This is a genomic window from Nostoc sp. FACHB-892 (assembly GCF_014698795.1).
GTDB lineage: Bacteria > Cyanobacteriota > Cyanobacteriia > Cyanobacteriales > Nostocaceae > Nostoc.
Window position 1 is genome coordinate 363,564 of the sequence record NZ_JACJTR010000001.1, and the last position, 13,915, is coordinate 377,478.

General features: G+C 43.4%; 11 protein-coding genes. 3 read left to right on the forward strand and 8 right to left on the reverse strand.

The window, feature by feature from the left end; translation table 11 throughout:
• Positions 1–7 precede the first annotated feature (7 nt).
• From sufD to sufB, 3 genes are all read right to left on the reverse strand, one after another.
• Positions 8–1,381, reverse strand: a complete 1,374-nt coding sequence (gene sufD / locus H6G96_RS01545; protein ID WP_190909605.1) for a Fe-S cluster assembly protein SufD — start codon at positions 1,379–1,381, stop codon at positions 8–10.
• Entirely contained in the window at positions 1,381–2,172 is a 792-nt protein-coding gene (gene sufC, locus H6G96_RS01550) for a Fe-S cluster assembly ATPase SufC (protein WP_190909606.1), read from the reverse strand. The genes sufD and sufC overlap by 1 nt, the downstream gene beginning before the upstream one ends.
• Positions 2,173–2,278: 106 nt before the next feature.
• Positions 2,279–3,718 (reverse strand): Fe-S cluster assembly protein SufB, encoded by a 1,440-nt coding sequence (gene sufB / locus H6G96_RS01555; RefSeq protein ID WP_109009508.1) that lies wholly within the window; start codon positions 3,716–3,718, stop codon positions 2,279–2,281.
• Positions 3,719–3,972: 254 nt separating this feature from the next.
• On the opposite strand from sufB, the gene sufR reads away from it, so the two are divergent.
• The gene (sufR, locus tag H6G96_RS01560) at positions 3,973–4,656 is read left to right on the forward strand and encodes an iron-sulfur cluster biosynthesis transcriptional regulator SufR (protein ID WP_190909607.1); all 684 of its coding nucleotides are present in this window, start codon (positions 3,973–3,975) and stop codon (positions 4,654–4,656) included.
• Between the two features lie 57 nt (positions 4,657–4,713).
• Positions 4,714–4,974, forward strand: a complete 261-nt coding sequence (locus H6G96_RS01565; protein ID WP_190909608.1) for a hypothetical protein — start codon at positions 4,714–4,716, stop codon at positions 4,972–4,974.
• Positions 4,975–5,172: 198 nt separating this feature from the next.
• On the opposite strand, the gene H6G96_RS01570 is transcribed toward H6G96_RS01565, so the two are convergent.
• The 3 genes from H6G96_RS01570 to H6G96_RS01580 all read right to left on the reverse strand — a co-directional run bounded on the left by H6G96_RS01570 (position 5,173) and on the right by H6G96_RS01580 (position 6,984).
• Positions 5,173–5,436 carry a PQ-loop domain-containing transporter gene (locus H6G96_RS01570; protein ID WP_190909609.1) on the reverse strand — a complete coding sequence of 88 codons (264 nt, stop codon included), beginning with the start codon at positions 5,434–5,436 and terminating at the stop codon, positions 5,173–5,175.
• A 222-nt stretch (positions 5,437–5,658) separates the two neighbouring features.
• Positions 5,659–6,291 (reverse strand): hypothetical protein, encoded by a 633-nt coding sequence (locus tag H6G96_RS01575; RefSeq protein WP_190909610.1) that lies wholly within the window; start codon positions 6,289–6,291, stop codon positions 5,659–5,661.
• A gap of 366 nt (positions 6,292–6,657) precedes the next feature.
• Entirely contained in the window at positions 6,658–6,984 is a 327-nt protein-coding gene (locus tag H6G96_RS01580) for a YbjQ family protein (RefSeq protein ID WP_190727411.1), read from the reverse strand.
• A 648-nt stretch (positions 6,985–7,632) separates the two neighbouring features.
• Here H6G96_RS01580 and H6G96_RS01585 point away from each other — a divergent pair.
• The gene (locus tag H6G96_RS01585; protein WP_190909611.1) at positions 7,633–8,313 is read left to right on the forward strand and encodes a tetratricopeptide repeat protein; all 681 of its coding nucleotides are present in this window, start codon (positions 7,633–7,635) and stop codon (positions 8,311–8,313) included.
• Between the two features lie 2 nt (positions 8,314–8,315).
• Here the strand turns inward: H6G96_RS01585 and H6G96_RS01590 are convergent, their stop codons facing one another.
• Positions 8,316–9,218: an ABC transporter ATP-binding protein gene (locus tag H6G96_RS01590; protein WP_190909612.1), complete on the reverse strand. Its 903-nt coding sequence runs from the start codon at positions 9,216–9,218 to the stop codon at positions 8,316–8,318.
• A gap of 103 nt (positions 9,219–9,321) precedes the next feature.
• On the reverse strand, positions 9,322–13,914 hold the full coding sequence (locus H6G96_RS01595) for an ATP-binding protein (protein ID WP_190909613.1): 4,593 nt from the start codon (positions 13,912–13,914) through the stop codon (positions 9,322–9,324).
• Position 13,915 lies beyond the last annotated feature (1 nt).

Below are 13,915 nucleotides of genomic sequence, written 5' to 3' on the forward strand. Positions count from 1 at the left end.
TACGTTATTACTCATTAGTCAGGGACTTGAGATTATTCACTGTGTTTAAAAGGATTTCTCGCAGAGAGGGAATCGGTATTTGGTTGATAACTTCAGCAGCGAAGGCGTTAATTAACAACTTCCGAGCATCGTTTTCATCAATTCCCCGACTTTGCAGATAAAATATTTCATCATCTTCTAATTGGCTAACGGTAGCACCGTGAGCGCACTTTACATTATCCGCAGTAATTTCCAGTTGGGGTTTGGTATCCACTCTGGCTTTAGACGATAGCAGCAAATTGCGATTCAACTGGGATGCATTTGTTAACTGCGCTGGTTTGGGTACAAAAACTTTACCATTGAACACCGCATGAGCGCGATCGCCTACAATACATTTATGCAATTGGTCACTTGTACCGTGAGGATAGTTGAGTGCGATCGCACTGTGAGTATCAGACAACTGCTTACCAGAAATTATCGTTAAACCATTGAGAGTAGTTTGCGTCTGCTCACCAGTTTGCAAAATCTCCAAATTGTGCCGCGACAACTTCGCACCTAAAGTTATGGCATGACAAGTATATCGACTATCACGAGCCTGTGCGATCGCAGTTTTCCCAATATGAAAAGCCTCTGCACCTTCCCACTCAACCCTAGTGTGGCTCACTTGGGCATTGTCACCAACCCAAACTTCCGTAACCGCGTTAGTAAAATATACTCCCTCTTCCTCCGCGCTCTCTGCGCCTCTGCGGTTCGTATACTCCTCAACCAACGTCACCTGCGAACCACTTTCCGCCACCACCAAACAACGCGGCTGCGAAATCGTCGCCGTCTCACCCACAACCGAAATAAACACCAAATGAATTGGCGTTTCAACTACCACATTCTTCTTCACCCACACCACAGCTGCATCAGTCATCCCAGCCGTATTGAGAGCAGTAAAAACCTCCTGCGCTCCCTCAGCTTGAGCTAAATACTGCCGTACACCTTCCTGCTCAACCGCAGACAAACCAGCCAAATTACTCACCACAATTCCAAATGGTAAATCTGAAACTGCGGATAACTCCGGCGCAAAAACGCCATTAACAAATACCAAACGACTATTAGCCGCCTCTGGCAAAATATCAAATTCTAGAGACGCAAAATTTTCCGCCTCTACATTAAATTGCACCTTTCGTAGAGACGACAAATCAGTAAATCGCCATTCTTCCTCGCGGGTAGTCGGGATAATTGAGTGGCGTACCCAATTAGCAGCACTTTGGCGTAATTCCTGCAACCAAGCTTCTGTTTTAGTTGCCATTACTTGATTTAACAACCTAGTCAGATAATCATCTCTATCTAACATCGATGTCAAACTAACTGCATTTGAATTAGGTATTGGACTAGGAGATACTTGAATATTCATTACACACCCACCTCAGCAGCAGCAAATTCTGCCAGCACCCAGTCATAACCGCGAGACTCTAATTCCAGCGCCAGTTCTTTACCACCACTCGTAATAATCTGCCCTTGTGCCATCACATGCACAAAATCAGGCACAATATAATCGAGTAATCGTTGGTAGTGAGTTATCAAAATTGTAGAATTTTCTGGAGTTGCCAGTTGATTTACCCCATTCGCTACAATTCTGAGCGCGTCAATATCCAAACCCGAATCAGTTTCATCCAAAATTCCTAACTTTGGTTCTAGCAGAGCCATTTGCAGAATTTCATTCCGCTTCTTCTCGCCACCAGAAAATCCTTCATTCAAACTGCGACTGAGAAAACTGGCATTCATCTTCACCACATCCAGCTTTTCCTCAATCAAATCGTCAAAATCAAAAGCGTCTATTTCCTCTAAACCTTGAGCCTTGCGCCGAGAATTGTACGCCACCCGCAAGAAATCCAAATTGCTCACACCCGGAATTTCTAACGGATACTGAAACGCCAAAAACACACCACTTCTGGCGCGTTCCTCCGGCTCCAACTCCAACAAATTTTGCCCTTGAAAAATCACCTCACCGCCAGTCACCTCATACGCCGGATGCCCAGCCAACACCTTAGAAAAAGTACTCTTACCAGAACCATTCGGCCCCATAATCGCATGAATTTCACCCGATCGCACCTCAAGATTCACACCTTTTAAAATCGGTGTCCCATCAACATTAGCCGTCAGATTCCGTACTGACAGCACAACTTCACTATTTTCAATAATCATCTTCTCTCCTTCTCTTTCTCTGCGCTCTCTGCGCCTCTGCGGTTCGTCATTCTTCCTAAAGATAAACACAGAATGCCGATGTCTCTGTGTTTATCCTTGCTGCCATTTATCCAACACTGCCTTCCAACTTCAAACTCAACAACTTATCAGCTTCCACAGCAAACTCCATCGGTAGCTGATTGAAAACATCCTTACAGAAGCCGCTAATCATCATCGAAATAGCATCTTCTGAAGAAATACCCCGTTGAGCAAAGTAAAATAACTGATCTTCCCCAATCTTAGAAGTAGAAGCTTCATGCTCCACCTTCGCACCGTTATTTTGCACCTGAATATAAGGGAAAGTATTAGCATGGGCATTATCCCCAATCAGCATTGAGTCACACTGAGAATAATTTCTCGCCCCTTTAGCCGTCGGGTTAACTTTCACCAAACCCCGATAGCTATTACTAGAATTACCTGCGGAGATTCCTTTAGAAATAATTGTACTGCGGGTATTCTTACCTACGTGAATCATCTTACTACCCGTATCAGCTTGCTGCTGATGATTTGTCAGCGCCACCGAGTAAAACTCACCCACAGAGTTATCACCCACCAACACACAGCTAGGATATTTCCAAGTAATTGCCGAACCTGTTTCTACTTGAGTCCAGGAAATCTTAGAATTTACGCCCTGACACAAACCGCGCTTGGTGACAAAGTTGTAAATACCGCCTTTACCATTGGCATCGCCAGCGTACCAGTTTTGCACAGTGGAGTATTTAATTTCGGCGTTGTCGAGGGCGACTAGTTCCACAACGGCGGCGTGCAATTGGTTGCTGTCATACATCGGTGCAGTGCAACCTTCGAGGTAAGAAACATAACTACCTTCTTCGGCGACAATCAAAGTCCGCTCAAATTGTCCCGTGTCACCAGAGTTGATGCGGAAGTAGGTAGACAGTTCCATTGGGCATTTCACGCCTTTAGGAATGTAGACAAAAGAACCATCGCTAAATACGGCGGCGTTCAAGGCGGCAAAATAATTGTCAGCTATAGGAACAACGCTACCCAAATATTTTTTAATCAGTTCTGGGTGTTCTTGCAACGCTTCGGAAAACGAACAGAAAATAACGCCATCTTCCGCTAGCTTTTCTTTAAATGTAGTAGCGACAGAAACGCTATCGAAAATTGCATCAACGGCGACATTTGCCAGCCGCTTCTGTTCAGATAGGGAAATGCCTAACTTCTCGAAGGTTTCTAAAAGGGTTGGATCAACTTCATCCAAACTGTTTAGTTTTTCTTTTTTGCGTTTCGGCGCTGAGTAATAAATGATATCCTGATAATTGATTGGCGGATACTTGACATTCGGCCAAGTTGGTTCCGTCATTTTTTGCCACTGGCGATAAGCTCTGAGGCGAAAGTCCAGCATGAACTGCGGCTCGTTCTTCTTAGAGGAGATCAAGCGGATAACGTCCTCGTCTAGTCCACGCGGAATAGTGTCGGCCTCAATGTCCGTGACAAAGCCGTACTTGTAGGGTTGGTTGACTAAGGTTTTGACAGTGGCACTCATCAGTAATAATCTCTCGTGTTCGGAACTTGAATCTCTCTATAAGGATGGGAGACGGGGTTTCTTTAGCCGATTCCCATCTACCGTTACGGAATGGTTACACGGCTGCTAGAATAGTGGTGGAGAGTAAAACAACAACTATGTTGTTTAATCTATCTTCATTTTACGCTAAATTAACAACAACAATGTTGTCAAAGTCAAATTTTGAAAGAAATTAATTTTTGGGGCGTTCGCTGAACGTCTCGCACCACATGAAGATGGCGACTACCCACCAGTCCTCAACCAAGCAAGATATCCTAGAATATCTGCACAAACATGAAAAAGCAACGGCTTTGGAGCTAGCTGAAGTTTTAGACGTTACCCCCCAAGCGATTCGTCGCCATCTCAAAGATTTGGAGACGGAGCAGCTAGTTTTGTATTCGACATCAGTGCAGGCGGCGGGGATGGGGCGGCCGCAGCATCTTTATGAATTGAGTCGTCAAGGACGCGATCGCTTGCATCGAACAATGAGCGATCGCTTTGGTGATGCAAGCGGAAATTTTGTGGTTTCGTTGCTAGACACCTTAGCCGAAACGGTAGGACACGACCAATTTAAATCGATTTTAGAGAAACAGTGGCAGCGCAAAGCCAAAGAATACCGTGATCGCGTCGGTAACGGTTCACTGCGAGAACGTGTAGCTAATTTAGTAGAGTTGAGAAAAGCGGAAGGCTTCATGGCAGAGTATCACCCTGTTGATGTGAATGACTCATTTGAGAGCGATCGCTTTATCTTAATGGAGCATAACTGCGCCATTTCCAATGTTGCCGAGTCTTTCCCCAGCATCTGTGGTCACGAATTAGAAATGTTTGCAGCCGTCTTACCCGATTGTACCGTAGAACGCACCCACTGGATTATTGATGGTGAACACCGTTGTGGCTATTTGGTACAAATTCGTCATTAGTAATTTGTGAAAACTATTACCCAATTCCCAATAATCAACTAAATTTGAGATAGTGTTATGGATATACCACCGCAGCAACCATCAGCACAATTTTTAACTCTCGAAGAGTCAGCAAAAGTAGACGCGGCTTTGTTGTCTTCCTCAGAAAAGTTTTTAACAAGATTAACAATTTCATCACTTAAACTTTTAAAGCATATTGCCCAAGAGTACGGCGTTCCGATTGAAGATTTGAAAGCACAAGAAGTAATTGCCTGGTTTGAAAAAGATGGCAAAATTCGTCGTGAGCAGGGAATTGAGGCTGCATACCTAAAGTGGTGATCTGAAGGAGCCAGGAGGCACAGAGTTCTCCCTGAGGGCAGAAGGCAGTATTCCTCCTGCCTTTCTTGTTAAAAATATACCAAGTAGGAAAATTTTCTCAACAAATGTAGGGTGGGGAGAGCTTACCCTATATAATATTTCAAAAATCAAACCAACAAGATTCCTATAATAATATTTTAGATTTAATTAGTTAATAGATTATCCTTTTCTGTAATATATTGCCAATAATGTTACTGTCCCACAGCCAATAAAACTAATTAAATTACCATACATCAAGATTAGGTCTTTGTAGTAATAACCATAAAGAACACCGTTAAGTTGAATAATATTAAAACCAACAAAAGTTATTAAAGAAATATTTCTAGCACTTTTAGTTTTGATGATTCTGATAGCTTGGGGGACAAATAAACTAGCATTGAATACAAAACCTAAGCCAAATAAAAAAGTAACTATTTCTTTCATATTTTTATTATGTTATACTCAACCATTAAAAATATATTTAACTGTGGATCATGAGAGTTGTTTGAATACAGCTAGCTAAAAGGATATTTAGAAAGTCGCTACAACAGTATTAATAACATAGCTTTGCATTAGAGGAAGAGAGGCAGTGTCAACTAAAAAACAGAAAGCACCTTTTGAAAAGTGCTTTACAAATTGATTACATTTGGTTTGTCCAAAAATTTTTTAAGAATTGTAATTGTTAGCTCTAGGACTACGAGCGCCAGTTACGGCTCCAATCATTGAAGCTATTAAACCCAACAAAGAACCAAACACAAACCACCACAATCCTGAACGTAAATTAGCTGCCGCTTCACGAGCTTGTTGGGCAGTTACGTTTGCTTGTGGTACATTAACACCACCTTGCTGTTGTACTTGGTTTATGACTTCCCCAGCGTTAGAAGCAGCAACACCGAAAGCACCAGATACTCCACTTGCTAACAGCCATGAACTAACTGCCAAAGTCGTTGCCCAAAGAATTGCGCCGTTAAGTAGAGCGGTATTGCGGTTCATCGGTCCACAAGCACGGGCTGTAACCCAACCACCAGTAAATAAAGAAATTAGTAAAGCAATAGTTGACCAAAGTCCAGCATTACCAGCAGCGTTAGGGGCAATTGTTCTGGGTGCACCTGAACCTTCAACTGTGCCTGCCGCAAAAGCACCAATTATAGCGCTTAAAATCAATTGAGTAGCTAAAGCAACCAACAAACCAGAAATAATTGGGCCCCAGCGAACAAGATCATGATACTCAGCTACTCGACCTGCTACCGCAGGTTCAGTAGAAATAACGTCATTACCTGTCCGATTTACGTATGACATAGTTTATGTTCTCCAGTGCTATTTCAGCAAACTTTATCTCAGGTATATTCATGTTTATGCTCAATATTAAATAGCTAAATCCTATACTTTTACATCTATCAGGAGAAATAGTTATTCAATCTATCTTTAGTAATAATAAATAAAGAAATGGATTGAACAAACTTTAATATAATTTAGTATTTATTGATAAACTCATAATGTTTGCAAAACTTTATGAACTTTACATATATAATTTTGAAGTTAAAACACAGTTATTAACTTCTATAATAATCTGACTTTAATTTGTCAGAAAAATTAAACTCAATATAAAAGTTTGGAACCATGATTAAAAAATATTAACAAAGTCATTAGATAGTTAATAAAACATTAACGCATCTTTACAGCAGTGCCTGTGGCAGTAATCAATAAAAGAACTCCTGACTGGTCAATATTGATTGTGCCAGTATCAATTTCAATCCCAATCACAGCATTTGCTCCTAAACGCTGTGCCCGTTGCTCTAATTCTTCTAATGCCTTGCGTTGACCCTGCTCAAATAGACGCTCATAGCTACCAGTGCGTCCACCGATAATATCTCGAATACCAGCCAAAAAATCCCGCAAGAAATTACTGCCATAGACTACTTCTGCTGTCACAATTCCTAAATATGAATCAATAACGGCTCCTTGAATTACATCAGTGGTAGTTATAATCATAAATTAGCCTCCAAGATGACATACAGGTTGATATTTATTATCATAATATACATTAAAAAATAGTTTATGTTGATACAGATTTGGAAAACATCCTCTCATATAATTTTAGATTACGATCGCTTCTTACTAGCGTACAGCACTACCGCAAATTCGCACTCATTGGTAGGATCATCTCGACTAAAAACTAGGATTTTAAATAAATTTTTAATTGTTAAATTTATCTTACCGTGTAATGGCTTAAAAAAGATATAAATGCCTGGATTGCAGCTTACTAAAACGTAGTACAAAAAACTAAAAACTGGATACAAATTCAGCAAAATTTAAATAAAATAATAAACAATTAATGAATCTTAAACCCTTTAAAATTGGCGCATTGCCTCTCTAGTATTAAGTTAAACGCCTGTTACATTTTTATAAATGACGCGTATAACTACTGATCCCAAAAGTGTCATTTTGCTGGATTATTGATTTATATATAAGGTAACTTCATCATTCAGTAAAAACCCTGAAATTCAACGCTGATTGTAAAGAAAAGAGTCGATGAATTATTAACATCTTAATCAATACGAAAAAATACAGTTTTCAAAAGTCTATATTTTTGTTTTAATGTACAAGAAAAAAGTCCTCTAAAATTTCAGGAAATTTACTGTGTACAAGCCAACATCATTTGTGCTGAGTGTGGTGTTTTTAGGATGTTTTGCCTTTACTATACCTTCAGTAGCTCAGGCTCAGGTATTAGTGGCGCAAGCCAAAAACCCACAATTAAAGCAACTACTAGAAGAAGGACGGAGATTAGTTGATACGGGTGATTACGGTGGTGCGATCGCAGTTTATCAGGACGCAGCTAGGCTAGATACCAAAAATGCTAAAATCCATTCAGGTATTGGCTACTTATACGCTCAACAGGGAAATTACAAGGCGGCATTAACAGCTTATCGTCGAGCGATCGCCATCAACCCTAACAATAGTGATTTTTACTACGCTGTAGGTTACATCAAAGCGAATTTGGGCGACACCCGTGGCGCAAAAGAAGGCTACCGTCGTGCCATACAGTTGAACCGTAACAACGTTAACGCCTATTTAGGATTGGCAGTGACGCAATCTCGTATGGGAGACTATACTGCCGCTACTTGGGCATACGACCAAGCAATTAGCTTAGACAAGAACAACGCCCAGACTTATGAGTTGATGGGTTCAATGTATAAACAGCGACGACAAACAAAACAAGCAAACAGCTTGCTTCAAAAAGCCCGCAACTTGTACAAGCAGCGCAATGACTTACAAGGGGTGAACAGAGTAGAAGCTATGCTGCGACAGTTAGGAGGATGAGGTTAATCTAACTGGCGTCCCGTTAATTCCACAAAAATATCTTCCAGGTTAGAGGGACGCACCATCATTCCGGTTTTATCGGGCTGTTCATTCAAGTAGACATTTGCTGCTTCCAAAGATGGGAAAAACAAATATTCCCAACTACGGGCGCTATCATTCCCCACTTCAGACACACCCAATTGCTTCATCACCAAACCTTCACCGTGAGCAGAACGGAGCTGTTGTAAAGTTCCCAAAGAAATCAGCCTACCGCCATCCATAATACCGATGCGTCCTGGCTTGGTAGAACCAAAAGCATCGCACAAAAATTCGACCTCATCCATATAGTGAGTCGTCAGTAGCATCGTCATCCCTTGTTTATTCAAATCTCGAATAATTTCCCAGAGGCGTCGCCTGGTTTGGGGGTCTAGTCCTACCGTTGGTTCATCCAAAAACAGAATTTGCGGTTGATGCAATAAAGCTCTCGCAATCTGCAATCGTCGTTTCATACCCCCAGACAGGGTTTTTACCAAATCATTACGTTTTTCTGCTAACTCAACATACTCTAGCCATTGATTAATTAGTTTTTGTCGCTGTGGATTGCTAATGTGATGTAGCCTCCCGTGCAGTTCCATATTTTCCCAAACGCTTAAATCGTTATCTACACTAGTTTGCTGCAAGACTACGCCAATACTCTGTTTTGCCAGCATTGATTGGCTCATCACATCATATCCACCTACTTCTATCCGTCCTTGGGATGGTTTCGTTAGTGTAGTCAACATCCGAATCGTAGTTGATTTACCAGCGCCGTTCGGGCCGAGTAGAGCAAATATTTCCCCCGCTTCAATTTGGAATGACAGGTCATTGACTACAGGTACATTGTTGTAAAACTTGTAGACGTTTTCTAGAAAGACAGCAGCAGTCATAGTTATTTTGCTCCAATTAAAAATTTAAAATAACGAATTTAGGGTCGCAAGCCGACCCTCCCTGCGGGAAGCCGCAGAAACTTCTACACACTTCTCTTGAAATTTAATTTCTCTTGGCGATTATATCTAGAATGACTGCAATTAATCTGTCTGGGTCTATTGGCTTGGCAACGTGCTGCTGAAATCCGGCGGCTAGAGCTTGTTGGCGATTAACTTCTCCAGCATAAGCCGAGAGAGCTAAAGCCAAAATTTGCCCACCTTGTTCGCGTGGCATGGCTCGAATTTGTCGAATCAGCATATAGCCATCCATCTCTGGCATTCCAATGTCACTCAACAAAATATCTGGTGGTGATTGCTCTACCGCTTGCAGTGCTTCTATTCCCGATGTCGCAATCCTAACCTCTGCTCCCGCCTGCTCAAGGACAAAACCCAAAAAATCACGGATATCTACATCATCATCAACGATTAGTAACCGTATCCCTGTTAGAGGTGAGGTGTTAAAAGTCAAAAATGAAGAGTTCTCTTGTACTTTCTGGCTAGAACCTTGTTCTTTCATCAAAGGAAACCTGACATTAAAGATGGCTCCTTGCCCTTCTCCAGGACTGTCTACTTGAACAGTACCTCCATGCAATTCAACTAGATGACGGACGATCGCCAGCCCTAACCCTAGCCCGCCAAACTTCCTAGTTGTTGTCGCATCCGCCTGACGAAAGGATTCAAACACGTAGGGGAGAAAGTCAGGACTAATACCTTTACCTGTGTCGCTAACAGTAATTTGAGCCTGCAAGTCTTTGGACTCTAAGCGAATTTCAACCCGTCCACCAGCAGAACTAAACTTGACAGCGTTAGTAAGCAAATTCCAAAACACTTGCTGTAAACGAGCAGAATCTCCCAAAATCTGCCCAATATTTGGATTAAGTACTCTCTCAATTTCAATTGACTTTGCTTCTGCTGCTAAACGCACAGTTTCAATCGCTGCTTCAATCGTCGATGCCAAGTTAACAGGAGCCATTGCTAAATTGAGTTTGCCAGACAAAATGCGAGAGACATCTAACAAATCCTCAATTAATTTTGCCTGGAGTTTGGCATTGCGCTCGATTGTTTCCAAAGCAATAGCGGTTTTTGCGGCATTTAATGTCCCATTGCGAAGCAATTTAGACCAACCCAAAATAGGATTGAGGGGCGATCGCAATTCATGTGATAGCACTGCCAAAAACTCATCTTTAATTCGATTCGCTGTCTGAGCTTGTTCACGCGCAGCTTGCTCACGCAAAAAAAGTTGTTCGCGTTCAGCTTCCACTTGCTTTTGCTTTGTTATGTCGCGTGAGACGACTAAGAGTTGTGCAATCATTCCTGACGCATTTCGGACGCAAGTAACAATCACATCCCACCACTTCGGCTTGCCCTTTGCAGTCAGGCAATAGCCCTGGAATTGACCGACATTACCTATTTTGGCTGCGGCGATCGCCGCTTTGGCATTTTCTCGGTCTTCGCCTTGCCACAAACTAATCCACTCGGCGTTAACAAAGGACGCAGGATCATCAATTTCTAGAAGATGCAGCCCACCTTGATTCAAGTAGAGTATCCGCCCATCTAACGTTAAAACTTTGATACAATCATGACTGCTGTCCAAAATTCGTTGCTTTAACTCTTCACTTTCTCGCAGGGCGGCTTCGGCAAGTTGGCGTTGCGTAGCTTGCTGATAGGCATCGCTGATATCCTTGAAAAGGACGGCGACTTGTTGCTGCTGCGGCTGCCCAATGCGGAATGCATAAACGTCGAACCAACGTTGTAGGGCAACAGCGCGATTCTCAAAACGAACGGGTTCGCCCGTCATGGCGACTTTGCCGTAAATTTCAAACCAATGCTTTTCCAGATTCGGAGCTAGATCGCGTATCCTTTTGCCTTGTACGTCTTTGAGTCCCGTTTGTTTCTCAAAGGACGGATTGATTTCTAAAAAGCGGTAATCGTTCGGCGTATCGTTTTCATCAAACAACATTTCGATCACGCAGAATCCTTCGTCAATAGACTCAAACAGCGTTCGATAACGTTCCTCAGATCGGCGTAAGGCTGATTCTGCAAGTTTTCGTTCACTGATATCTGTGCAAGTGCCATACCAGCGAATAATTTGACTGTTTTCATTCAGCATCGGTAAAGCACGGGTGAGATGCCAACAGTATGTTCCATCTGCCCGTCTCAAGCGATGCTCAACCTCGTAACTTGTAACCATTTGAGCAGCTTGAGTCCACACCGAAATGGTGTGTTCTCGCTCCTCTGGATGGATGAGGTTCTGCCAACCGAACCCTTGAATTTGCTCTAGCGTCAACCCACTGTAGTCAAGGCAGCGAAGACTACAATAATCTACCCGACCAATTGCATCAGCCGTCCAGACCATTTGGGGAATGGATTCAGCCAGAAAGCGAAAACGTTGCTGACTCGCAGCAAGGCGCACTCGTCCTAACTCTAGATTGGCGGCAACCCGTGCCAGTAATTCACGTCGGCTGAATGGCTTCACCAAGTAATCATCTGCCCCAGACTCCAACCCTTCCACTGCCGATTCTTCTCCAGCCCGGGCAGACAGTAGCAGAATGGGAATTTCGCGCGTTCTTAAATCAGCCCGTAACTGTCGCAGCAACTCAATGCCATTCATTCCTGGCATCATGACATCGCTGAGGAGCAAATCAGGCGGGTCGTTGTATGCGTCAGCTAGAGCGGTTTCACCATCAATTGCCACGTCCACTTTATAATATTCGCTAAGAATCCGTCGCAAATAATTCCGCATATCGGTGTTGTCATCCACCAGCAGAATCCGGGCAGAAGAAGCAAAGGGGTAAAGGGACGGAGGAGAGAATTCTTCCGGCTCTTGAGCTTCTTTCGGGAGCCACCATAAAGCTTCCTCAACATAAGACACTGCTTTAGAAGCAGTAGAAACACTGCTTTGGCTAGTATTAAGGCAATCTTGGGGTAAGTGAGCCGTTCCAGTTGGCAATTGGACAGTAAAGGTACTGCCTTGACCGAAGGTGCTGTCAACGGTAATTGTCCCACTATGCATCTGAACTAATTCTTGCACTAGCGACAGCCCAATGCCCGTGCCTTCAAAGGTGCGACCTTTGACACCTTTAACTCGATAAAACCGCTCAAATAACCGGGGAACTTCATCTGCCGGAATCCCAGTGCCAGTATCGCGCACTACCAATGACACCATCATCCCAACCGGGCGCAAAGAAACTGCAATCTCTCCAACAAAGGTAAACTTCAATGCATTGGAGAGCAGATTTAACACAATCTTCTCCCACATTTCGCGATCTACGTAAACTGGTTCTGCTAAAGAAGGACAATCTACAATTAATTGCAACCCCGCTGAGTCAACGGCAGACCGGAAAATGCTTGCTAGTTCTGCGGTATACGTGCCTAAATCGATTGGTTCATAGCTAGCTATGGTGCGTCCGGCTTCAATGCGCGAGAAATCTAACAGCGTATTGACTAGCTTAAGCAGCCGTGTGCCATTGCGCTGCACCATCTCCAATTGTGCTTGCGCTTTGGGTGGAATAATTCCGTTTAATTTGGTTAACGTCTCTTCCAGTGGCGACAGCATCAGCGTTAGGGGAGTGCGAAATTCGTGGCTGACGTTGTTGAAGAAGGTCGTTTTGGCACGATCCAGTTCTGCTAATGCCTCCAGCCGCTTGCGTTCTTCTTCATAAGCACGGGCATTAGCGATCGCAGTCGTCATGTTGCCTACCAGTAAATCGAAGAACTTTTGGTACTCTTCTTCAAAAGCCCGGTGGGGATTGATGCCCAATACCAGCAATCCAACGATTTGTTGTTGTCCACCTGGGATTAGCGGTACAACCCAAGCAGCACACGGGGGCTTGTCCCAAGCTCCTTTGGGCAAAGTCCCAAACTGAGCTGTCAAATCGTCGACTATCGTTGCTTCCCGCTTCTCATACACTTGTCCGAGTTTCCATGCATCGCTCTGTTGAGTTAAGTTCACTCTCGATGGAGTTGCTTCTGTTTGCTCAATTGGAGTAGTTCCAACCAGCTTTGCACTGCTATCGTCTGCCTCTACCTGATATAGCATGGCAAACGGGATGTCATGAGAATTGGTTGCTAAGGCTTGAATTGCAGACAGGCAAGCCGCTTCCACGGTCTTTGCTTTAGCTGTTTCGCTACTTAGCAAGCTCAGGGTTTGTAAGCGGCGATCGCCCAGCACTCGTCCTGTTGTTTCACTAACAATGCAAAAAACTCCGCCAACATTCCCGCTTTCATCTCGCACGGGATCGTAGGAGACATCGAAGTAAGTTTCCTCAATGTAACCGTATCGATTCAGGAAAAATAAATAATCTTGTGCCCAGAATGCAACTCCTGTTGTCACAACTCCCTTGAGCAAAGGTTCTATAACATTCCAGACTTCGCTCCACACTTCATGAGCAGGGCGACCAAGCGCCCAGGGATGCTTTGAGGCAAGGGCAGGGCGATAGGCATCGTTATAAATCGTGATTAATTCCGAACCCCAGAAGAGGCAAATCTGAGCTTTAGAAGCCAGCAAAATGCTAATGGCGCTCCGTAAACTCTGGGGCCAATCAGCCACATAACCTAAGGAAGTCTGCGACCAATCGAGCGATCGCATCAGGCTGCCAATTTCGCCACCTTCAATAAAAACACTATTAACAGCTATACCTTCTTCTTCAGGTGCCATC

Bases quoted from the DNA above. Each gene is read 5' to 3' on its own strand.
- H6G96_RS01570 (WP_190909609.1), bottom strand. From the start codon at position 5,436: ATGAAAGAAATAGTTACTTTTTTATTTGGCTTAGGTTTTGTATTCAAT.
- H6G96_RS01595 (WP_190909613.1), bottom strand. From the start codon at position 13,914: ATGGCACCTGAAGAAGAAGGTATAGCTGTTAATAGTGTTTTTATTGAA.
- H6G96_RS01565 (WP_190909608.1), top strand. From the start codon at position 4,714: ATGGATATACCACCGCAGCAACCATCAGCACAATTTTTAACTCTCGAA.
- sufC (WP_190909606.1), bottom strand. From the start codon at position 2,172: ATGATTATTGAAAATAGTGAAGTTGTGCTGTCAGTACGGAATCTGACG.
- sufR (WP_190909607.1), top strand. From the start codon at position 3,973: ATGGCGACTACCCACCAGTCCTCAACCAAGCAAGATATCCTAGAATAT.
- H6G96_RS01575 (WP_190909610.1), bottom strand. From the start codon at position 6,291: ATGTCATACGTAAATCGGACAGGTAATGACGTTATTTCTACTGAACCT.
- H6G96_RS01580 (WP_190727411.1), bottom strand. From the start codon at position 6,984: ATGATTATAACTACCACTGATGTAATTCAAGGAGCCGTTATTGATTCA.
- sufD (WP_190909605.1), bottom strand. From the start codon at position 1,381: ATGAATATTCAAGTATCTCCTAGTCCAATACCTAATTCAAATGCAGTT.
- H6G96_RS01590 (WP_190909612.1), bottom strand. From the start codon at position 9,218: ATGACTGCTGCTGTCTTTCTAGAAAACGTCTACAAGTTTTACAACAAT.
- sufB (WP_109009508.1), bottom strand. From the start codon at position 3,718: ATGAGTGCCACTGTCAAAACCTTAGTCAACCAACCCTACAAGTACGGC.